This window comes from Ramlibacter rhizophilus (assembly GCF_004681965.1).
Taxonomy (GTDB): Bacteria; Pseudomonadota; Gammaproteobacteria; order Burkholderiales; family Burkholderiaceae_C; genus Ramlibacter; species Ramlibacter rhizophilus.
The window spans coordinates 237,248-257,603 of record NZ_SMLL01000001.1 but is presented as its reverse complement, the minus strand read 5'-3'; the positions used below and the strand labels follow the sequence as shown (position 1 = coordinate 257,603).

The window sequence follows — 20,356 nt, the reverse complement described above, 5'->3', positions numbered from 1 at the left end:
CCCAACAGGAGACAACGTGATGAATCGACGCCAAGCCGCCCTTGCCGCGGCCGCCCTCGCCTTCTCGCTCGCCACCCCCGGCCTGGCCGTGGCGCAGGGCACGTACCCGGACAAGCCGATCCGCATCGTGGTGCCCTACCCGCCCGGCGCCTCGACCGACGCGGTGGCGCGCATCGTGGCGCAGAAGCTCTCCGCCAACGTGGGCCAGTCGGTCGTGGTGGACAACCGTGCCGGCGCCAGCGGCAACATCGGCTCCGAACACGTGGCCCGCTCGGCGCCGGACGGCTACACCTTCGTGATGGGCACGGACGCCACCCATGCGGCCAACACCCACCTCACCGCCACCCCGCCCTTCGACCCCATCCGCGACTTCACGCCGCTGGCCCTGGTGGCCATGAACCCGATCGCCCTGGTGGTCCACCCGTCGGTTCCGGCCAAGAACCTCGACGAGCTGGTGGCCTGGGCCAAGGCCAACCCCGGCAAGGGCAGCTACGGCAGCTCGGGCACCGGCTCGCCCCACCACCTGGCCGGCGAACTGCTGAAAGCCCGTACCGGCGCGCCCTTCACGCACGTTCCCTACCGCGGCGGCGGCCCGGCGCTCAACGACCTGCTGGGCGGGCAGATCCCCATGCTCTTTGCCAGTGCCATCACCGTCATCCCCCACATCCAGGGCGGCAAGGTCAAGGCCATCGCCGTGACCGGCGGCAAGCGCGCCGAGGGCCTGCCCAACGTGCCCACCATGAGCGAATCGATTCCGGGCATCGAGATGCCGTCCTGGCTCGCCTTCTTCGGCCCCGCCAAGATGCCCGAGCCCGTCGCGAAGAAGCTGAGCGACGAGCTGGTGAAGGTGCTGCGCGACCCCGAGGTCAAGGCCAAGCTCGCCACCGCGGGCATGGAGGTGGTCGCCGGCGGCAGCAGCGAGCTGGCCGAGCTGCAGAAGCGTGAGTTCGAGCAGCGCGGCAAGCTGATCCGCGAGGCCAACATCAAGGTGGAGTGACGGCTTGGGCGCTCCTTCCTCCGACGCGCGCGGCGCCCTGCCGCTGGCCGGCTGCACGGTGATCGAGCTCGGCCACAGCGTGGCCGCGCCCTTCGCGGGCCAGATCCTCGCGGACCTGGGCGCGGAGGTCATCAAGGTCGAGAAGCCGGCCGGCGACGACGCGCGGCACTGGGGGCCGCCCTTCGTGGACGGCGCGGCCGCCACCTTCCAGGCCATCAACCGCGGCAAGCGTTCGCTGGTGCTGGAGCTGCGCAAGCCCGAGGACTTCGCGCGCCTGAACGCGCTGATCGACGCGCGGGCCGACGTGGTGCTGCAGAACATGCGCCCCGGCCAGGTGGAAGCGCTGAAGCTGGACGCCGCCACCCTGCGCGGGCGCAAGCCCGCCCTCGTGTACTGCAATCTGGGCGCCTTCGGCCCGGTGGGACCGCTCGCCGGCCGCCCCGGCTACGACCCGCTGATGCAGGCCTTCGGCGGCATCATGAGCGTGGTGGGCGAACCCGGCGGCGCCCCGGTGCGCGTGGGCCCGTCCATCGTGGACATGGGCTCGGGCATGTGGGCGGCCTTGGGCATCGTCTCGCTGCTGATGCGGCGCCAGGCCACGGGCGAAGGCGGCGTGGTGGACGTGTCCCTCTTCGAGACCGCCGCCTGCTGGATGACCATGTACGTCACGCAGTTCCTCGCGGGTGGCCAGCTGCCCGGCAAGCTGGGCTCGGGGCAGGCCGGCATCGTCCCCTACCGGGCCTACCGCACGCGCGATGGCGACCTGGTGGTGGCCGCCGGCAACGACAAGCTGTTCCGCGCGCTGTGCGAGGTGGTGGGCCATCCCGAATGGGCGCAGGACGCGCGCTTTGCCGGCAACGCGCAGCGGGTCGGGAACGCCGCGGCGCTCTACGCCCTGCTCGAAGCGGTCTTCGCCACGCGCACGAGCGACGAGTGGCTCGAACGGCTCGACGACGCGGGCATCCCCTGCGCACCGGTGCAGGACGTCCGCCAGATGCTCGCGCACCCGCAGACCGAGGCGCTGGGCCTGATGCAGCAGGTGCCCGGCAGCAGCATCCCGCTCATGGGCCTGCCCTTCAGCCTGGACGGCCAGCGCCCCCGGCCCCCGGGCCCGCCTCCGCGCCTGGGCGAGATGGACTCCCCGACACCATGAACCTCCCGACGTACGACACCCTGCACCTGTCCGCGCAGGAACCGCACTGCCTGGTGGTCACGCTCGACCGCCCCGAGGTGCTCAACGCCATCAACACGCAGATGGGCCGCGAGCTGCTGGACCTGTGGACGCGCCTGGCCGCCGAGGGCGAGGACCTGCGGGCCGTGGTCCTCACCGGCCGCGGCGAACGCGCCTTCTGCGCCGGCGGCGACCTCAAGGAGCGCCACGGCATGAGCGACGCCGCCTGGCGCGCGCAGCACGAGATCTTCGAGCGCGCCTTCTTCGCGCTGCTGGACGTGCCCGTGCCCGTGATCGCCGCCGTGAACGGGCACGCCTACGGCGGCGGCCTGGAGACGGCGCTGGCCTGCGACTTCATCTACGCCAGCCGCAACGCGCGCTTCGCGCTGTCCGAAGTGCGCCTGGGCATCATGCCCGGCGGCGGCGGCACGCAGAACCTCGCGCGTGCCGTGGGCGAGCGCCGCGCCAAGGAGCTGATCCTGCGCGCCCAGGCCTTCGACGCCGAACAGGCGCTGGGCTGGGGCCTGGTCAACCACCTGAGCGAACCCGGCCGGGTGCTCCAGGATGCCCTCGCCGCCGCGCGCGAGATCGCCGCCAACGGGCCGCTGGCCGTGCGCCAGGCCAAGAAGTCCATCCACTTCGGGCTGCAGGGCGACCTGCGCACGGGCTGCCGCTTCGAGATCGAGGCCTACAACCGCCTGGTCTCCTCCGAGGACCGGCACGAGGGCGTGCGCGCCTTCAACGAGAAGCGCACGCCGCAGTTCAAGGGAAGGTGATGCCATGAGTTCCGACATTGACGTGCTGGTGCGCGAGGTGGGCCTGCGCGACGGCCTGCAGAACACCGAGACGATCGTCCCCACCGAGGGCAAGCTGGCCTGGATCGAGGCCGAACTCGCCGCGGGCGTGCGCGAGATCGAGGTCGCCTCCTTCGTGCCCGCCCGGCTCATGCCGCAGTTCGCGGACGCCGAGGAGGTGGTCACCCGCGCCATGGCCTTGCCGGGGCTCACGGTGATGGCGCTGGCCCCCAACCTCAAGGGCGCCGAGCGCGCCTTCGCCCTCGGCGTGCACAAGGTGGACTACGTCACCTCCGTGAGCCGCACGCACAACATCAAGAACGTGCGCCGCGAGCGCGAGGCCTCGCTGGAGGACTTCAAGCGCATCGTGCAGGCGCGCGACGCGGCGGGCCTGAAGGGCCGCACGCAGCTCGCTGCCGGCCTGTCCACCGCGCTGGGCTGCTCCTACGAGGGGCGCATCGCGGTCGACGAGGTGCGCCAGTGCGCGGCCTTCCTGGCCGAGGCCGGCGCCGACGAGATCATGATCGCGGACACCGTGGGCTATGCCGACCCGCGGCAGGTGCGCGAGGTGTTCAAGGCGGTGCTCGCCGAGACCGGGGACATCCCCGTGGCCGCGCACTTCCACGACACGCGCGGCACGGGCCTGGCCAATGTGTCGGCCGCGCTGGACTGCGGCATCCGCCGCTTCGACGCCTCGCTCGGCGGCCTCGGCGGCTGCCCCTACGCGCCCGGCGCGAGCGGCAACATCGTCACCGAGGACCTGTGCTTCATGCTCGACTCCATGGGCCTGCGCACGGGCATCGACCTGCAGCGCCTGCTCGCCGTGCGCGACATTCCGGCCCGCTACCTGGGCGCGGACAGCCTCTCGGGCGCCCTGGCCCGCGCGGGGCTGCCAAGACACTACCGCACCGCCACCGAGCGCGCCACCGCCTGAAGCGACGAACACCATGAGCGAGAACCCGAACCTCACCCTCGACCTCGGCGAGGATTACCCCGAGATCCGCGACGGCGTGCGGCGCATCTGCGCCGACTTCCCCGGCAGCTACTGGCGCGACCTGGACGAACGCGAGGCTTATCCCAGCGAGTTCGTCAAGGCCATGACCGAGGCGGGCTTCCTCTCGGCGCTCATCCCCGAGGAGTACGGCGGCGCGGGCCTTCCCCTGCGCGCCGCGGGCGTGGTGCTGGAGGAGATCCACGCCAGCGGCGGCAACGCCGGCGCCACGCACGCGCAGATGTACACCATGGGCACGGTGCTGCGGCATGGCAGCCCCGAGCAGAAGGCACGCTACCTGCCGCAGATCGCGGCCGGCGAACTGCGCCTGCAGGCCTTCGGCGTGACCGAGCCGACCAGCGGCACCGACACCACGCGCCTGAAGACCCGCGCCGTGCGCGACGGCGACCACTACGTGATCGACGGCCAGAAGATCTGGACCTCGCGCGCGCTGTACTCGGACTTGATGCTGCTGCTGGCGCGCACCACGCCGCTGGACCAGGTGAGCAAGCGCACCGAAGGCCTGTCGGTCTTCCTGGTGGACATGCGCGAGGCCGTGGGCCATGGCATGACCATCCGCCCGATCAAGGCCATGATCAACCACAACACCACCGAGGTGTTCTTCGACAAGCTCCGCATCCCCGCCGACGCCTTGGTGGGCAAGGAGGGCCAGGGCCTGCGTCACATCATGGACGGCATGAACGCCGAGCGCATCCTGGTCTCGCACGAGTCCATCGGCGACGCCAAGTGGTTCGTCAAGACGGCCGTGAAGTACGCCAACGAGCGCGTGGTCTTCGACCGCCCGATCGGCAAGAACCAGGGCATCCAGTTCCCCATCGCCAAGGCCTACGCGCAGACGCAGGCCGCCGAGCTGATGCTGCGCAAGGCGGCAGCCGTGTTCGAGGCGGGCCAGCCCTGCGGTGAGTTCGCCAACCTGGGCAAGCTGCTCAGCGCCGAAGCGGCCTGGGAAGCCGCCGAGGCCTGCATGCAGACGCACGGCGGCTTCGCCTACGCGCGCGAGTACGACGTGGAACGCAAGTGGCGCGAAGCGCGCGTGCAGCGCACGGCGCCCATCTCCACCAACCTGATCCTGTCCTACCTGGCCGAGCACGTCCTCGGCCTCCCCCGTTCCTACTGAAATGAGCTTGACCGCCTCCCTCGGCGAGTTCGTCGCGGGCATGTCCGCCCGGGACGTGCCTGGCGCAGCTGTTGACGCCATCCGCGGCGGCATGGCCGACACCGTGGGCGTGGCCTTCGCCAGCGTGGGCGAGCCGGTGCTGGACCACGCCGCGTCCCTGGCCACGGTCGGCCCGCGCGGCCAGGCGCGGGTGTGGACGATGCCGGGCTTCGCGAGCGCCGCCGACGCGGCCTTCCTCAACGCCGTGGCCGGCCATGCCCTGGACTTCGACGACACCGGCCTGGACGGCCACCCCAGCGTGGTGCTCGCCCCGGTGGTGCTGGCCGAGGCCGAGCGCCTTGGCGCCGACTGGAACGCCGCCGTGCGCGCCTATGCGGCCGGCTACGAGACCTGGGCCGAGCTGTCGGGGCGTGACGCCGACAAGCACCACGGCAAAGGCTGGCATCCCACGGCCGTCTTCGGCGTCGTCGCCAGCGCCGCCGCCAGCGCCTGCCTGCGCGGGCTGGACGCGCTGCACGCGGCGCACGCCCTGGGCATCGCGGCCTCGATGGCCGGCGGCCTGGTGGCCAACTTCGGCTCCATGACCAAGCCGCTGCAGGTCGGGCTGGCTGCCCGCAACGGCATCGTGGCCGCCCAGCTCGCCGAGCGCGGGCTCACCGCCTCGTCCGATGCGCTGGAAAGCCCGCGCGGCCTGCTCGCGGCGCTGTCACCCGCGGGCCAGGTGCGGCGGGATGGCCCCGCCACGGCCGGCGCGCCCTGGCAGCTGCTTCAACAGGGCCTGAACATCAAGCGCTACCCGGCCTGCTACGCCACGCACCGCATCATCGATGCCGCCCTCTCGCTGCGCGATCGCCTCGGTGGCGCCCCGCACGAGATCGAGTCCGTCACCGCGCACCTCGGCCACCTGCAGGCCGCGATGCTGCGCTCGAGCCGGCCCACCACGGGCCTGGACGCGAAGTTCAGCGCCGAATACACCATCGCCTGCGCCCTGCTGCGCGGCCACGTGGACCTGCCGGACCTGGAGGACGATGCGGTCAACGAGCCCGCGGTGCAGGCGCTCTTGCGGCGCGTGGAAGTGGTCACCGTGAGTGAGGCCGATCCCGAGGAGCCCCTGTTCTCCCCGGAGGACCGCCTGCGCGTGCGGCTCACGAATGGCCGCGAGCTCGAGGCCGAACCCGTGCGCCGCGCGCTCGGCCACGCCAGCCGGCCGATCACGCGCGAGGCGCTGCGCGAGAAGTTCATGGCCTGTGCACGGCGCAGCCTCGCAGAAGGCGAGGTGAAGGCGTGGTGGGAGGCCGCGACGGCGCCGGGAACGGCGGCGGTGCGCTGGCCGAGTGGGTGAGTTTGGCCAAAGCGCGTGCCTGCAGCGACTACAATCTGACCATTCTGACCAGATTGGAGCAGTCGTGCGTGCCTGGCAAATTCAAGAAGCAAAGGCTCAACTCTCTGAGCTTGTAAGGGAGACGGAGCACAGCGGCCCTCAGGCCATCACCTGGCATGGCCGCGAAGTGGCCGTGGTGCTGTCCATGTCCGAGTACCGCCGGATTACCGGCACCGGGACTTCATTGGTCGAGTTCATGCGCCATTCACCGCTGTTCGGCGCCGAGGACATTGAGTTCGATCGCGACACCAGCCCGACCAGGGATGTGCAGCTTTGAGCTATCTCATCGACACCAACGTGCTTTCGGAGCTACGCCGACGCGAGCCGGAGCGCAAGGTTGTCCGCTGGATGGCCGACCGCCCGGCGACAACGCTGTACCTGTCTGTGCTCACCCTCGGCGAACTCCGCCGGGGTGTCGAGGCTTTGCCCGAGGCCGATAGAAAGCGTCGCCTGGTGGACTGGCTCGACGTGGAACTGCCCGCCTACTTCGCCGGGCGCGTCTTGCCAGTCGATGCCGTCGTGGCGGAGCGCTGGGGTCGCTTGATCGCTAAGGCTGGGCGTCCCTTACCCGCGATCGACAGCTTGCTGGCTGCGACCGCGTTGACCCACGGGCTGACGCTGGTCACCCGAAACCAAAAAGACTTCAGACACCCGGATTTGACCGTGCTGGATCCGTGGGCAACGTAAACGAGAGGTCCAAGTCATGCGCGGTGCACCGGCCGCGCCCGCGGCCTATCCGGCACGGGCACTGCACCGCCATCGTGCACCGTGCACCGTGCACCGCGCACCATCCTGTCTTCTCCCCGCCCGCCTCGGCAACGCCGAAAAAAGGCCCGGACCACAAGGGACCGGGCCTGAACCACCGTCGAGGGTGGAGGAGACAACCTGAAGAGACATCTCGAACCGTGCACGCCGGCTCGCCCGGGCAGGCACGCAGTTCCTGAAGCATGCACCGTGCCAACCCGCCCCGCTGCGGGCATGGGGCTTGCAGAAGGGCTCCCATGCAGATCAATCTTCCGGAAGTCCTCGCCGACGTCAGCGAGCAGTTCGAGCGCTACGAACAGGCGCTCACGAGCAATGACGTCGCCGTGCTGGACGAGCTGTTCTGGAACAGCCCGCACACCCTGCGCTACGGCGCCACCGAGAACCTCTACGGCTACGGGGCCATCCAGGCCTTCCGCGGCGCGCGGCCCGCGCAGGGCCTGGCGCGCGAGGTGCTCAAGACGGTGATCACCACGTATGGGCAGGACTTCGCCACTGCCAACATCGAGTTCCGCCGGGAAGGCAGCCCACGCACGGGCCGCCAGAGCCAGACCTGGCTGCGCACGCCCGAGGGCTGGCGCGTGGTCGCGGCGCACGTGAGCCTGCTGGCCGCCTAGAGGCCGCCCTCACGCGCATGCTGCATCTGCCGCGCAGCTACGTGATGCTGGATGCGGTTGCCCGCGCCGGCTCCATCCGCAAGGCGACCGAGAAGCTGCACGTGGCCTGCGCTCAATCGCAAGCGTCATCGTCGCGGAGATGTTCATCGGCTCGACCGACGGCCTCGGCCAGCGCGTGATGAACGCGCAGATGATCTTCGACATGCCGAGATGTACGCGGCCATCTTCGCCGCCGGCCTGCTCGGCTACGCCGTGAACCTGGTGTTCATCCTGGCCGAGCGGCGCTTCGCCCACTGGGGCGGGAAGTAGCCTGGCGAGCGCCCGATGCGCCGCGCCTCCTAGGAGACGGTCGAGGAACTGGAAAGCAGTTCCTCGACGGCTCGGGGAATCGCCGGCCGCCATTCGTGCGCCGCAGGCGCACCGGACCGCGTCCCTTCCAGGCGGCGGCCGAGAAGCGCCTGCGCCGCCCGCCGTGAACGCGTCGGGTTCAGGTCCCGCAGCGTCGCAGGCGCGGGATCGGCCAGCGCGGTGGCGGCCCGGTCCGCGGCGACCGCGATGAGGCTCGACACGCGGTCCACGTCCACGGCGCCAGGCAGGTAGGCGTCAGCACCATGCAGCCACGGCGCTTGCGCATCCGCAGCGCCCGGGCACCGCGCCAGCGTGATCGTGAACAGGGCCTGGCAACCGGGGAGCGCCCGGATGCGCTCGCGCACCTCGCAGGCGTGGGGCATGGGCATGCCGCCAAGGACCAGCACCTGGGGGGCGCAGCGACCGGCCAGGCCGACTGCCTGGGCTTCGGTGTGGGCGACGGCACACGGGTGGCCGCGGAATTCCAGCAGCAGCGACAGGATGTCGGCCACTTCCCGGTTCGGATGGAGCAGGAGAACCTGGCGCCCTTGCCGCGCACCCTGCCTGTCGACGCGAAACTCCGCTGGCAACCGAGGCTGCGTCCTCATTTCCACTCCATTCGGCGCAAACGACCGAAACCCCTTGAGTAGATGAGCATTTGAGCCTCGCGTCTGTAGGAAGCGAGCCTGACCCGCGTCCATCCCGGTTCGAGCCCGGCGCGCCTACACCTTGCCTTCAAGCTTTGCACCTTGTGACAGGCCTTGGCTCGACAGCCGTCCAAGAATCACGGCTGAGCTCCAGGCGGGATGCTCGGTCAGATCGATCAGGAGGAGGAAGCGTATGCAGAAACGATGGGACGGGCGGGGCAGCCGCATGGTCGTGGCGGTCGCGGCGGCACTGCTGGTGGCGGCCTGCGGGGGCGGCTCGACGGCCAGCGCGCCCGAGGCCGCCGCCGCGCCGAACACCGAGGCGAGCCCACCGGCCGCACTGCCCGGGGCCAGCACGGGCACGGGCAGCGGTACCGGCAGCGGCAGCGCAGTCCAGCCGCTTGCCCAGCCGGCGCCCACGCTGGGCGGCTGCGAGCTGTTCCCGTCGGACGCCATCTTCAACACGCGCATCGACGACCCCGTGCGCTTTCCTGTGCACCCGCGCAGCGCCGCGTGGATCGCCTCCGTGGGCGCGAGCACGCCCTTCCGGGCCGACTGGTGGCGCGGCGAGGACCCGAACGATCTGGGCAACTACTTCGGCATGCCCGTCAACCTGGTGGACGGCACCTCGGCCACGACCGACTGGCCCACCGTGCAGTTCGACTTCACGCCCTCCGGCGTGAGCACCGAGAAGGGCTGGCCGCACGAGAGCGACTGCGCCGTGGCCCAGGGCGGCGGCTTCGAGCTGGTGCGAGGCTGCAGCACCGTCGCGCCCGAGGCGCGGCGCTTCCCCTTCCCCAAGTCCAATCCCAAGCACGGCGGGGGCAACTGCAACGACCCCAACACCTGCGGCGACCACCACCTGCTGGTGCTGGAGCAGAACGCCTGCCGACTGTGGGAGGCCTACTTCCCCTACCAGCTGTCCGGCCAGTGGTACGCCCTGGCGACGGCCGGCTGGAACCTGAACTCGCTGTCCATGCGCCCGGACCGCTGGACCGCCGCGGGCGCCGCGGCGCTGCCCATCACGCCCTTCCTCGCCAAGGTGGAAGAAGCCTCCACGGGCGAGATCCGCCACGCGCTGCGCGTGACCTTCCGCGACGCCGTGCTCTCGCGCGAGTACGTCTGGCCCGCCAGCCACGGCGCGGGCGGCGACACGCCCGGCGGCATTCCCTGGGGCGCGGTGCTGCGCCTGCGCGCGGACTTCGTCATCCCGTCCACCTGGAGCACCCACGCCAAGGCCATCGCCACCGCCGCCAAGCAGTACGGCCTGTACGTGCACGACATCGGCGAGGACTTCTACGTCCCGGGCGAGCCCGGCGCGGGCTGGGACTCGCGCCTCTTCGGCGAGCTCTCGTCCATCCCGCTGTCGCAGATGGAGTTCGTGGACCTGGGCGCGATCACGCGCGATCCGCGCTTCTCGGCGGACTCGATGGCGGCGCGCTGGCGCTAGCGCTGGCGCTCGCGCAGGCGTTCCTCCACCCGCTTGTCCGACTTGTATTCGCTCCACGCATACACGGCCCAGATCGCCGCCGGCAGCCAGCCGATGATGGTGAGCTGCAGCACCAGGCAGACGATGCCGGCCAGCGGCCGGCCGATGGTGAAGAAGGTCAGCCAGGGCAGGAGCAGGGCAATGAGCAGGCGCATGGTTCCTCGCAGTTCGCTGCGGTGAGTCTATGCCGCGCGGGGCTGCTGCGGGGGCCCGGCCGCACGGCGGCCCGCGCCCCTAGACTCGTCGCATGAAAGCTGCCTACTACGAACGCCTCGGTCCGGCACGGGAAGTCCTCGTGCTGGGCGATCTTCCCTGTCCCGAACCCCTGCCCGGCGAGGTGCGGGTGCGCGTGCACTGGTCGGGCGTCAATCCCTCCGACGTGAAGAGCCGCACGGGGCTGCGCAGCGGCGGCACCATGCCCTATCCGCGCGTGATCCCGCACAGCGACGGCATGGGCGTGATCGATGCACTCGGGGACGGCGTGGACCCGGGCCGCCTCGGCGAGCGGGTCTGGGTCTGGAACGCCGCGCGCGGGCGGGCCCACGGCACGGCCTGCGAATGGCTGTGCCTGCCGCAGGCGCAGGCCGTGCGGCTGCCGGACGACACCCCCGGCGAGGCCGGGGCCTGCCTGGGCATCCCGGCCCTCACGGCCATGCATGCCGTGCTGATGGACGGCGGCGTGGCCGGGCGCACGGTGCTCGTGGCGGGCGGCGCGGGGGCGGTCGGCCACTACGCCGTGCAGATGGCCAGCCAGCTCGGGGCCGCGCGCGTCATCGCGACCACCAGCACGCCCGAGAAGGCCGCCCTGGCACGGGCGGCGGGTGCGGACGAGGTCGTCCTCTACAAGAGCGAACCCGTGGCCGAGCGCGTGCTGGAGATGACCCGGGGTGCCGGCGTGGACCGCATCATCGAGCTGGACCTGTCGGCCAACGGCGAAGCCGACCTGCAGATGCTCAAGGACCACGGCGAGTGCGTCGTGTACGGCAACACCGGCGCGTCGGTGCAGCTGCCCTTCTACCCCCTGCTGGCGCGCAACCTCCAGCTCAAGTTCTTCCTGGTCTATGCCCTGAGCCCGCAGGACCGCCAGCGCGCCACCGCGACGCTCACCCGCCTGCTGGAGCGGGGCGCCCTGCAGCACCGCATCGCCGATCGCATGCCGCTCGCGCAGATCGTCCAGGCGCACGAGCGCCTCGAACGCGGCGAGGTGAACGGCAACCTGGTGCTGAAGGTCGCGTGAAGCCGCCGGCGCCGCGCTGCAGGCGCGGGTAAACCCGGACGCAGCGCCGGCCAGCGTTCACGATTCGGAAACCTCGTATTTCGCCCGGCCCCACCCCGCGGGGCCAACGAGTTCGCATACTCACCGGATGCGTTCTTCCGTTTCGCGGCCACGCACGCTGGCCGCCTGCCACTCCATCGAGGACCTGCGCGGGATGGCGCAGCGGCGCCTGCCGCGCAGCATCTTCGACTTCTTCGATGGCGGTGCGGAGGATGAGTCCGCCCTGGCGGCGAACCGCACGGCCTTCGAACGCCACCGGCTCGCACCGCGCGTGCTGGTGGACGTCGCGCAAGCCCAGCCCACCACGCGTCTCTTCGATCGGCCCATGGGCATGCCCATGGCCATCGGGCCGACCGGCGGCCTGGGCTTCGGCTGGCGCGACGCCGACCTGCACCTGGCGCGCGCGGCCGCCCGGCACGACATCCCCTTCACCCTGTCGAGCAGCGGCACCGCCTCCATCGAGGCCGTGGCCCAGGCCTCGTCCGGGCGCCTGTGGTTCCAGGCCTATGTGCTGCGCAACCAGGAGTTCTTCTGGAAGATGGTCCAGCGCGCCGAGCACGCGAACTTCGAGGCCCTGGTGATCACGGTGGACCTGCCGGTGGGCGGCAAGCGCGAGCGCGACTTCCGCAATCACTTCTCGGTGCCCTTTCGCATCACGCGGCGCAATGCCGTCGATTTCGCGCTGCACCCGCGCTGGACCCTCGACCTGCTGCGCCGCGGCATCCCCGCCTTCGAGAACCTGCGCGGCCTGGAGATGGCCGCCAAGTCGGCCACCGAGATCGCTTCATCGGTCGGCCGCAGCTACGACCCGAGCTTCGACTGGGAGCGCCTGGCGCAGGTGCGCGAGCGCTGGCCGCGCCGGCTCATCGTCAAGGGGATCAGCCGCGGCGACGATGCACGACGCGCCTGCGAGCTCGGCTGCGATGCGATCGTGGTGTCCAACCATGGCGGACGCCAGCTCGATGGCGCCGTGGCCACCCTCGATGCCCTGCCCGAGGTGGTGTCGGCCGTCGGCGGACGCATCCCCGTGCTGCTGGACGGCGGCATCCGCCGCGGCACCGACGTCGCCAAGGCCCTGGCCCTGGGGGCCAGCGCCGTGCTGCTCGGGCGCGCCACCCTCTTCGGCGTTGCCGCCGCAGGCCCGGCCGGGGCCGACAAGGCGCTGGACATCCTGCGAGACGAGTTCCTGAGAACCCTGCAACTGTGTGGCGCCGCGGACCCGCGCGCGCTGACGCACGAGCTGATCCGATCACCCCGCACCACCAAGGAGACGACATGAAATTCACTCGACGCGCGGCCCTCGCCGCCACCCTGTTCGCGGCCGCCTGCGCCCCGCTGGGCACGGCACTCGCCCAGGACTTCCCCAACAAGCCGATCAAGCTCGTCGTCGGCTATGCCGCCGGCGGTCCCACCGACGTCATCGCCCGCATCGTGGGCCAGGAGGTCAGCACGACGCTGGGCCAGCCCGTGGTGGTGGACAACCGCGCGGGCGCCAACGGCAACATCGGCACCGAGTACGTGGCGCGCTCGCCGGCGGACGGCTACACGCTGATCGTGAACACGCTCTCGCACAACGTGAACCCGCTGCTGAACCCCCAGGTGGCGAAGTACGACCCGGTCAAGGACTTCACGCCGGTGAGCCTGGCCGTGGTGCTGCCGCAGCTGGTGGTCGTGCCGCACGACTCGCCCTACCAGACCCTGGGCGACCTGATCAAGGCGGCCAAGGCCGACCCCGGCAAGATCAGCTACGGCTCGGCCGGCAACGGCGGCTCGGCGCACCTGTCCGCGGAACTGCTGGCCCAGCGCGCCGGCGCCAAGATGACGCACGTGCCCTTCAAGGGCAACGGACCGGCGCTGACCGAGGTCATGTCCGGCCGGGTGAACTTCATGTTCTATCCCATGATCGGCGTGGCCAACCACGTGGCCGACAAGAAGCTGCGCATCCTGGGCGTCACGACCGACAAGCGCCACCCCGACTTTCCCAACGTGCCCACCATGGCGGAAGCCGGATTCCCGGGCTTCGAGGAGTACGTCGGCCCGGTCGGCTTCCTGGCGCCGGCCGGCACGCCCGCGCCCGCGGTGCAAAAGCTCAGCGGCGCCATCCGCGCGGCCCTGAACAAGCCGGAAGTGCGTGACCGCCTGCGCGGCCTCGGTGCGGTGGTGGTGGCCTCCTCGCCCGAGGAATACGCCGCCTGGCTCAAGGGCGATGCCCAGCGCTGGGCCCAGCTGATCAAGTCCGCAGGGCTCAAGTCCGAGTAAGGCGCGGCGCGCGGCGAACGCGCGCGGCCTTCGCGGGCGGCGCCTTTCCGGCGGCGCCCGCGTCCAGCCCCTGCGGCTGGGCCCAGGCCGGCGGATGGGCCGCCCAGTCCTTGAGGAACTCCAGCAAGGCCCGCACCCGCACCGGCATGTTGCGGCGGGTCGAGAACACGGCGTAGATGTCCAGGCCTTCGGGCACGAGCCCGGGCAGGACCACCTGCAAGGCGCCGCTGCGCAACTCGTCCGACACCATGTAGTAGGGGTGCAGCGCGATGCCCGCGCCCAGCAGGGCCGACTTCTTCAGCACCTCGCCGATGTTGGACCGCACGGTCCCGCGCACGCGCACTTCCTCCGGCGGATCCCCCTCGAAGCGCCAGTGGCCCACGCCCGACTTGAGCGTATGCACCAGGCAGTTGTGGCGCTGCAGGTCCCTGGCCGTGCGGGGAACGCCGGCGCGTTCCAGGTAGGCGGCCGAGGCCACCAGCACCTGCGGCGCCTTCATCAGCGGATAGGCGATGTAGGAAGCATCCTCCAGCTGGGGCGCGATGCGGATGGACAGGTCCAGGCCCTCGGACAGCAGGTCCAGCCGGCCGTCGTCCAGGAGCACCGTGATCTCGATGTCCGGATAGCGCTCGCTGAAGCGCGACACCACCGGCGTGAGGTGGTGGATGCCGAAGGCCGGCGGTGCCCCCACGCGGATGCTGCCGCGCGGCAGGTTCACCGAATCGCGAACGTCGGCCTCCAGACGCTCGTAGCGCTCGAGCAGGTCCTGGGCGGTCTCCAGCACCCGCAGGCCGGCTTCCGTCAGGGTCACCTGCTTGCTGCTGCGGTGAAGCAGCTGCGAGCCCATGCTGGTCTCCAGCCAGGCGACGTGCTTGGTCACCGTCGCCTTGGACACCGACAGCTTCCAGGCGGCGCGCACGAAGCTCTGCGATCGCACCACCTCGGCGAACACCTGAAGACATCGCAGCCGGTCCATGAACGCCCCTCGGTTTCTGATTCGGAAACCCCGGATTATCGATTGGCGGTCGCCGAAGCCCCGCGCCGTTCCTAAACTCGATCGCATGACGAAGTCCATCGACGCCACCGAAGTGGTGCGGCTCACGCAGCAGCTGTACGCCCTCATCAGCCACCTCGACGAGCGGCGCTACGAGGAGATCGCGGACATGTTCGTGCCGCAGGGGCGGTGGCTGCGCCAGGGCCGGTGGCTGGAAGGCCGCGAGGCCATCCTCGCCGGACTGCGGGCGCGGCCCGCCGACATGCGCGTGCGGCACCTGTTCAGCAACGTCTGGGTCACCGCCGTCGAGGGCGACGAAGCCCGCGCCGAGGCCACCATGACCGCCTTTCGCCAGCTGCCGGGCCGCCCTCCCGAGCTGTTCACGATCAACCGCGTGCACACGGTGTTCTGCCGCGACGGCGACGGCTGGCTGATCCGCGAGCAGCAGATGGTCCGCGAGTTCGAGTTCACCGTCGCATGAGGGCCAGCGCCGTGGAACGCTTCATCCAGCGCCTGCCGGCCATGAAGACCATCGCCCGCGAAGGCGCGGTCGATGCGCTCGGGGCCGAGCTGGAGCTGCTCGGCGCCCGGCGCGTGCTGCTGCTGTCCAGCGCAAGCGCCCGGCGTTCCAGCCTGCACGCCCGCGTGATGCGCCAGCTCGAAGGGCGCGAGCTGCTGGACGGCGGCGACGTGCCGGCCCACTCCTCGGTCGCCCTGGTGGAGCGTCTTGCGGCGCAGGCGAACGCCCACGGTGTGCAGGCCATCGTCGCCGTCGGCGGCGGCAGCAGCTCCGACACCGCCAAGGCCGTCGCGCTGCTGATGGCCGAAGGCGGGCGCCTGGCGGACCATGCCAGCCGGTTCACGCCGCCCGCCCAGCTGCACGTGCCGGTGCTCTCGCGGCCCAAGGTCCCCATCGTCTCCATTCCCTGCACCGCCTCGGGCGCGGAGGTCACCCCCAGCCTGGGCATCCGCGACGCGGACGGTCGCAAGCTGCTGTTCACCGACCCCCAGCTCGCCAGCCGCGTGGTGCTGCTGGACGCGGCGGCCAACGTCGAGGTGCCCGCGGCCATCATGCTGTCCACCGGCATGAACGGCATCGCGCACTGCATCGAGGGCCTCTACAGCCGCGAGCGATCTCCGCTCGCGGAACTGGTGGGACTGGACGCACTGGCGCGCTTCGCCCACGCGCTGCCGCAGGTGCAGGCCCGACCGCAGGACGTCTCGCTGCGCGCCGAGCTGCTGTATGCGGCCCATCTGTCGGGCCTGGTCCTGGTGAACGCCCGCACGGCGCTGCACCACGCCATCTGCCACGCGATCGGCTCGGTCACGGGCGCCGCGCATGGCGAGGCCAATGCGGTGATGCTGCCGCACGCGCTGCGCTTCAACCGGCCCTGCGTCGAGGAGGCGCTGGCCCGCGCGTCGGCCGTGGTGGGCCAGGACGTGATCGACTGGACCGAATCGTTCGCCGCCGCGCTGGGCGTGCCGCGCCGCCTGCGCGACATCGGTGTCGGCGAGGACGCCCTGGCCGCCATCGCGCGCAAGACCATGGGCGAGCGCGGCCTGTACTTCAACCCCCGCCAGGTCGAGAACGACGGCGAGATCCTGGACCTGCTGCGGCAGGCCTACTGAACACCTGAAGGAGCAACACCATGGACCTGCGAATCATCCCCAGTGGCGCCACCCTCGGCGCGCGCGTCGAAGGCCTGGACCTGTCCCGGCCGCTCGACGACTCGACCTTCGAGACGCTGCTGCAGGCGCTCGGCCAGCACGGCGTCCTCAAGTACCCCGACCAGCACCTCACCGCCCGCCAGCTGCGCGACTTCGCCGCGCGCTTCGGCGAGCTGGAGGTGAACGTCGCCAATGCCTACCAGGAGCCGGGCCTGCCGGAGGTCATGATCCTCTCGAACATGGTGCAGGACGGAAAGCCGCTGGGCCTGTCCGATGCCGGGCAGGACTGGCACACCGACATGTCCTACAGCCGCATGATCGCCTTCACCAACGTGCTGTACGGAACGACCATCCCGCGCCGGGATGGCAGGTCGCTGGGCAACACCGAGTTCTGCAACATGCATGCCGCCTACGAGGCGCTGCCGCAGGAATGGAAGACGCGCCTGGCGGGCATGACCTGCACGCACGACTTCAACAAGTTCTGGGAGATGATGCGGCGCGAGCGCGGCAGCACGCGCCCTCCCCTGACCGAGGCGCAGCGCGCGGCCAAGCCGCCGGTCTCGCACCCCGTCTTCCTCACGCACCCCATCACCGGGCGCAAGGTGCTGTACGCCAACCCCGGCTATGCCGTGCGCATCGACCAGATGTCCCAGGCCGAGAGCGACGAGGCGCTCGCCTTCCTGTTCCACCACCAGACCCGCCCCGAGTTCCGCTATGCCAACCAGTGGCAGGAGAACGACGTGCTGATGTGGGACAACATGGGCACCATCCACAACGCCGTGGCCGACTACCTGCCGCACGAGCATCGCTACATCAAGCGCTGCCAGGTGGCCGCCACCCGTTTCTTCGATGAAGCCGGCCAGCCGCGCGCAGCGACCGCTGCCGTCGCCGCCTGAGGACTGCGGCATGAAGTTCGTGAGCTACGAGGGCCCGGGCGCCAGCCGTCGCACGGGGGTGTTGCAGGACGAGCGCGTGGTCGACGTGAGCGCACTGCTCGCGGGCTGTCCGCTCGGCGCTGCCGAAGCGGCCCTGGCCGGGCGCGGCATCGAGCCGGCGTCCGGCGGGCTGATGCGCTGGCTGCAGGCCGACGAGGCTGCGCGTGCGCAGGTGAACCTTCGCATCGCCGAGCACCTCGCGGGCGCGGCCGAGCGCCTGCCGCTGGACAGCCTGCGGCTGCACGCACCCATCGCGCGGCCAGGCAAGATCGTCGGCGTGGGCCGCAACTACGCCGACCATGCCAAGGAGACCGGGGTCGATCCCTTCGAGAAGCCGCGCATCATCTTCAAGATGCCCTCCAGCGTGGCCGCGCCGGGCGCCACGGTGGCCCGGCCCGCGAACGTCACCAAGTTCGACTTCGAGGGCGAGCTTGCGGTCGTGATGGGCCGCGTGGCCTCGAAGGTCACGCCGCAGGAGGCGCTCTCGTGCGTGGCAGGCTACACCCTGCTGAACGACCTCAGCGCACGCGAATTCCAGTTCGACATCACGCCGCCGCAGACCACCTTCGCCAAGAGCATGGACGGCTTCTGTCCGCTCGGTCCCGCCCTGGTCAGCGCCGATGAGATCCCCGACCCGCAGAGCCTCACCCTGCGCACGCACGTCAACGGCCGGCTGATGCAGGAAGCCAGCACGGCCGACATGCTGTTCCCGGTGGCCACCCTCATCAGCTACATCAGCGACTACATCACCCTGGAGCCAGGCGACGTGCTGGCCACCGGGACGCCGGCCGGCATCGGCGCCTTCCGCAAGCCGCCCGTGTGGCTGGCGCCCGGCGACCGGATCGAGGTGTCCATCGAGGCGCTGGGCACCCTCGTGACCCGGATCGGATAGCCTCAATCCCGGTCCGGCGCCCCCAACGGAAAGAGCGGGCGGAAGGGCCGCGCGGCCTCGACGGCCCGCGCGAAGGACGGACGGGCGAGCAGCCGGGCCCGGTAGGCGCGCAGCGTGGGATACGTGTCGGCGATGCGGTGCGTCCAGTCCGCGTAGAACAGCGAAGGCGCGGCGGCGCAGTCCGCCATGCTGAAGTCCTCGCCGGCCGCCCAGGCGCGCCCGGCCAACGATGCCTCGAGCCAGGCGTAGGCGCGCTCCAGCTTCTCCTTCGACAGGGCCATGCCCTCCTCCCGCTTGCGCGCATCGCCGGTCAGCGCACCGTCCACCGCATGCTGGGCCGCGTTCATCACGTGCAGGTCGAAGAAGCGGTCCAGGAAGCGGACCTCCAGCGCGGCCCGCGGATCGGCGGGTATCAGGCGCACGGGGCCCGGGTGGGCGAGCTGCAGGTACTCGATGATGATGCTGGTCTCCACGACTTCCCGGTCTCCATCCACGAGCAGCGGAAACTTGCGCAGCGGCCAGCGCGCGAGCCACTCGGCCGTGTGCTGCGGCTGGTCCGGGCCGAGACAGCGGAACTCGCAGGCGATGCGGTTCTCGTCGAGCGCGATGAGCACCTTCTGCGTGTACGAGGAAAACGGGTGGCCGTAGAGCGCCAGGGTCATGGGGGTCGCCTCCAGGTGCGCATTGTGTGCGCACCTGGTCCGAGCCCCGTCAGTTGACCTCCACCGTCACCTTCAGGAACACCGCCGAAATGAGCGTGCGCTGCGGGTACTGGCACTGGTTCTCGCGCTCGAACAATGCCACCAGCTCGGTGCGCAGCTGCTCGCCACGTCCCTGGCTCGTCGCCGCCGCCAGCGCGTTCATGGTCGGCCCGTAGTACTGCAGGAAGGTGTCGGCGAAGGCGGCCGGCGTGCCGTCGAAGTCGAAGACGAAGCGGTCGCGTTCGCACAGGATGCCCTCCCAGGCGATGCCGGCGGCCCCGAAGCGCTCGATGACGTTCCCCGGCACGCCCCAGGCCATGGGACTGACGAAGCCCTCCGGCGGCGGTGGCGTGTAGGCCGCGCACACCTTGAGGATCTGCGCCACCAGCGTGGGGTCGCCCGGGATCCAGTTGCCCATGACGATGCGCCCGCCCGGCCGGGTCACGCGCACCATCTCCCGGGCCACGTCGAAGGGCTGGGGCGCGAACATCGCGCCGAAGATGCTGATGACCCGGTCGAAGCTCTTGTTCTCGAGGCCGGCCAGCCGGCACGCATCGCCCTGGATGAACTGGCAGGTGTCCGAGAAGCCGGCCTGCGCGGCGCGCCGGTTGCCCGCCTCGACCAGGTTGCGGGCGATGTCCACGCCCAGCACCTTCGCGCCCAGCCGCGCCGCCGGCAGGGCCGTGGTGCCGTCGCCGCAGCCCAGGTCCAGCACCTGCATGCCGCAGGAGATTCCGAGCTGCCGCACGAGGTCCTCGCCACTGGCGCGCATGCTGGCGGCGATGCGGGTGAAGTCGCCCTGCTCCCACAGGGCCTGGTTGGCATTCATGACTTCACCTTTTCCTTCATGTGCTCGATCACGTGGGTGTGCTCGTGCTGCGGGCTGAACATGATGAGTTCGGCATCGGCGTCGACGCGCACGTTGTGGCCGGGCGGCCAGTAGAAGAGGTCGTTGGCGCGCACCGTCTCGGTTTCGCCGTGCGCGTCGGTGGTGGTGATCTCGCCCTGCAGCACGTAGCCCCAGTGCGGACATTGGCAGGCGTTGCCCTGCAGCCCCTGGAACAGCGGGGTGGTGTCCACGCCGGCGGACAGGCTGAAGTACTCGCCGCTGATCTTGCCCAAGCCGCTCGCGTCCCCGAAATCCTTGCGCTGGCGCAGCACCGCACCCGGAATTTCCATCTGGACGTCCACTTTTTCCTTGGCGATATGCATGGTCTGTCTCCTTGAGGAAAGGCCCGGGTGCTGGGAAGAGCCGATCCATTCGCCGCACCCGGAAGAAGCGATCGGTCGCATACT

23 protein-coding genes are annotated in these 20,356 nt (G+C 70.8%); 17 read left to right on the top strand and 6 right to left on the bottom strand.

Annotated elements, in window-relative coordinates:
• Nucleotides 1-19 precede the first annotated feature (19 nt).
• The 9 genes from EZ242_RS01230 to hpxZ all read left to right on the top strand — a co-directional run bounded on the left by EZ242_RS01230 (nucleotide 20) and on the right by hpxZ (nucleotide 7,851).
• Entirely contained in the window at nucleotides 20-997 is a 978-nt protein-coding gene (locus tag EZ242_RS01230; protein ID WP_167784597.1) for a Bug family tripartite tricarboxylate transporter substrate binding protein, read from the top strand.
• A 4-nt stretch (nucleotides 998-1,001) separates the two neighbouring features.
• Complete coding sequence (locus EZ242_RS01225) at nucleotides 1,002-2,150, top strand: CaiB/BaiF CoA transferase family protein (RefSeq protein ID WP_240786938.1); 1,149 nt, start codon at nucleotides 1,002-1,004, stop codon at nucleotides 2,148-2,150.
• Nucleotides 2,147-2,944 carry an enoyl-CoA hydratase/isomerase family protein gene (locus EZ242_RS01220; RefSeq protein WP_135283287.1) on the top strand — a complete coding sequence of 266 codons (798 nt, stop codon included), beginning with the start codon at nucleotides 2,147-2,149 and terminating at the stop codon, nucleotides 2,942-2,944. Before EZ242_RS01225 ends, EZ242_RS01220 begins: the two co-directional genes overlap by 4 nt.
• Nucleotides 2,945-2,948: 4 nt before the next feature.
• Complete coding sequence (locus EZ242_RS01215; RefSeq protein WP_135283286.1) at nucleotides 2,949-3,896, top strand: hydroxymethylglutaryl-CoA lyase; 948 nt, start codon at nucleotides 2,949-2,951, stop codon at nucleotides 3,894-3,896.
• 13 nt (nucleotides 3,897-3,909) lie between these two features.
• Nucleotides 3,910-5,091 (top strand): acyl-CoA dehydrogenase family protein, encoded by a 1,182-nt coding sequence (locus EZ242_RS01210; RefSeq protein ID WP_135283285.1) that lies wholly within the window; start codon nucleotides 3,910-3,912, stop codon nucleotides 5,089-5,091.
• Between the two features lie 7 nt (nucleotides 5,092-5,098).
• On the top strand, nucleotides 5,099-6,433 hold the full coding sequence (locus tag EZ242_RS01205; protein ID WP_167784596.1) for an MmgE/PrpD family protein: 1,335 nt from the start codon (nucleotides 5,099-5,101) through the stop codon (nucleotides 6,431-6,433).
• A 64-nt stretch (nucleotides 6,434-6,497) separates the two neighbouring features.
• On the top strand, nucleotides 6,498-6,749 hold the full coding sequence (locus EZ242_RS01200) for a type II toxin-antitoxin system Phd/YefM family antitoxin (RefSeq protein ID WP_135283283.1): 252 nt from the start codon (nucleotides 6,498-6,500) through the stop codon (nucleotides 6,747-6,749).
• Nucleotides 6,746-7,159 carry a type II toxin-antitoxin system VapC family toxin gene (locus EZ242_RS01195; RefSeq protein ID WP_135283282.1) on the top strand — a complete coding sequence of 138 codons (414 nt, stop codon included), beginning with the start codon at nucleotides 6,746-6,748 and terminating at the stop codon, nucleotides 7,157-7,159. The genes EZ242_RS01200 and EZ242_RS01195 overlap by 4 nt, the downstream gene beginning before the upstream one ends.
• A 314-nt stretch (nucleotides 7,160-7,473) precedes the next feature.
• A complete protein-coding gene (gene hpxZ / locus EZ242_RS01190) occupies nucleotides 7,474-7,851 on the top strand; it encodes an oxalurate catabolism protein HpxZ (RefSeq protein WP_135283281.1) in 378 nt (125 codons plus the stop codon).
• Nucleotides 7,852-8,189: 338 nt separating this feature from the next.
• On the opposite strand, the gene EZ242_RS01175 is transcribed toward hpxZ, so the two are convergent.
• Nucleotides 8,190-8,711 (bottom strand): response regulator, encoded by a 522-nt coding sequence (locus tag EZ242_RS01175; RefSeq protein WP_135283280.1) that lies wholly within the window; start codon nucleotides 8,709-8,711, stop codon nucleotides 8,190-8,192.
• 328 nt (nucleotides 8,712-9,039) lie between these two features.
• Here EZ242_RS01175 and EZ242_RS01170 point away from each other — a divergent pair, with 328 nt between their 5' ends.
• Nucleotides 9,040-10,296 (top strand): hypothetical protein, encoded by a 1,257-nt coding sequence (locus EZ242_RS01170; protein WP_135283279.1) that lies wholly within the window; start codon nucleotides 9,040-9,042, stop codon nucleotides 10,294-10,296.
• On the opposite strand, the gene EZ242_RS01165 is transcribed toward EZ242_RS01170, so the two are convergent.
• A complete protein-coding gene (locus tag EZ242_RS01165; protein ID WP_135283278.1) occupies nucleotides 10,293-10,490 on the bottom strand; it encodes a YqaE/Pmp3 family membrane protein in 198 nt (65 codons plus the stop codon). The genes EZ242_RS01170 and EZ242_RS01165 overlap by 4 nt on opposite strands.
• 92 nt (nucleotides 10,491-10,582) lie before the next feature.
• Between EZ242_RS01165 and EZ242_RS01160 the strand changes: the two genes are divergently transcribed.
• The 3 genes from EZ242_RS01160 (at nucleotide 10,583) to EZ242_RS01150 (ending at nucleotide 13,870) form a co-directional block, all read left to right on the top strand.
• Nucleotides 10,583-11,572, top strand: a complete 990-nt coding sequence (locus tag EZ242_RS01160) for an NADPH:quinone reductase (RefSeq protein ID WP_135283277.1) — start codon at nucleotides 10,583-10,585, stop codon at nucleotides 11,570-11,572.
• Between the two features lie 127 nt (nucleotides 11,573-11,699).
• Entirely contained in the window at nucleotides 11,700-12,890 is a 1,191-nt protein-coding gene (locus tag EZ242_RS01155) for an alpha-hydroxy acid oxidase (RefSeq protein ID WP_135283276.1), read from the top strand.
• The gene (locus tag EZ242_RS01150; protein WP_135283275.1) at nucleotides 12,887-13,870 is read left to right on the top strand and encodes a Bug family tripartite tricarboxylate transporter substrate binding protein; all 984 of its coding nucleotides are present in this window, start codon (nucleotides 12,887-12,889) and stop codon (nucleotides 13,868-13,870) included. Before EZ242_RS01155 ends, EZ242_RS01150 begins: the two co-directional genes overlap by 4 nt.
• Here the strand turns inward: EZ242_RS01150 and EZ242_RS01145 are convergent.
• Entirely contained in the window at nucleotides 13,857-14,846 is a 990-nt protein-coding gene (locus EZ242_RS01145) for a LysR family transcriptional regulator (protein ID WP_135283274.1), read from the bottom strand. The genes EZ242_RS01150 and EZ242_RS01145 overlap by 14 nt on opposite strands.
• Nucleotides 14,847-14,931: 85 nt before the next feature.
• Here EZ242_RS01145 and EZ242_RS01140 point away from each other — a divergent pair, with 85 nt between their 5' ends.
• The 4 genes from EZ242_RS01140 to EZ242_RS01125 are packed head-to-tail and all read left to right on the top strand — an operon-like array spanning nucleotide 14,932 to nucleotide 18,359.
• Complete coding sequence (locus EZ242_RS01140) at nucleotides 14,932-15,345, top strand: nuclear transport factor 2 family protein (RefSeq protein ID WP_167784595.1); 414 nt, start codon at nucleotides 14,932-14,934, stop codon at nucleotides 15,343-15,345.
• Nucleotides 15,342-16,493: an iron-containing alcohol dehydrogenase family protein gene (locus tag EZ242_RS01135; RefSeq protein WP_135283272.1), complete on the top strand. Its 1,152-nt coding sequence runs from the start codon at nucleotides 15,342-15,344 to the stop codon at nucleotides 16,491-16,493. Before EZ242_RS01140 ends, EZ242_RS01135 begins: the two co-directional genes overlap by 4 nt.
• A 20-nt stretch (nucleotides 16,494-16,513) precedes the next feature.
• Nucleotides 16,514-17,428 carry a TauD/TfdA dioxygenase family protein gene (locus EZ242_RS01130; RefSeq protein WP_135283271.1) on the top strand — a complete coding sequence of 305 codons (915 nt, stop codon included), beginning with the start codon at nucleotides 16,514-16,516 and terminating at the stop codon, nucleotides 17,426-17,428.
• Between the two features lie 10 nt (nucleotides 17,429-17,438).
• Nucleotides 17,439-18,359, top strand: a complete 921-nt coding sequence (locus EZ242_RS01125) for a fumarylacetoacetate hydrolase family protein (RefSeq protein WP_135283270.1) — start codon at nucleotides 17,439-17,441, stop codon at nucleotides 18,357-18,359.
• Nucleotides 18,360-18,361: 2 nt separating this feature from the next.
• On the opposite strand, the gene EZ242_RS01120 is transcribed toward EZ242_RS01125, so the two are convergent.
• Genes EZ242_RS01120 through EZ242_RS01110 form a run of 3 tightly spaced genes read right to left on the bottom strand, consistent with a single transcriptional unit; the run spans nucleotide 18,362 to nucleotide 20,272 of the window.
• Entirely contained in the window at nucleotides 18,362-19,021 is a 660-nt protein-coding gene (locus EZ242_RS01120) for a glutathione S-transferase family protein (protein WP_135283269.1), read from the bottom strand.
• A gap of 49 nt (nucleotides 19,022-19,070) precedes the next feature.
• Nucleotides 19,071-19,889, bottom strand: a complete 819-nt coding sequence (locus tag EZ242_RS01115) for a class I SAM-dependent methyltransferase (protein ID WP_135283268.1) — start codon at nucleotides 19,887-19,889, stop codon at nucleotides 19,071-19,073.
• Complete coding sequence (locus EZ242_RS01110; RefSeq protein WP_135283267.1) at nucleotides 19,886-20,272, bottom strand: cupin domain-containing protein; 387 nt, start codon at nucleotides 20,270-20,272, stop codon at nucleotides 19,886-19,888. The genes EZ242_RS01115 and EZ242_RS01110 overlap by 4 nt, the downstream gene beginning before the upstream one ends.
• Between the last annotated feature and the right edge of the window lie 84 nt (nucleotides 20,273-20,356).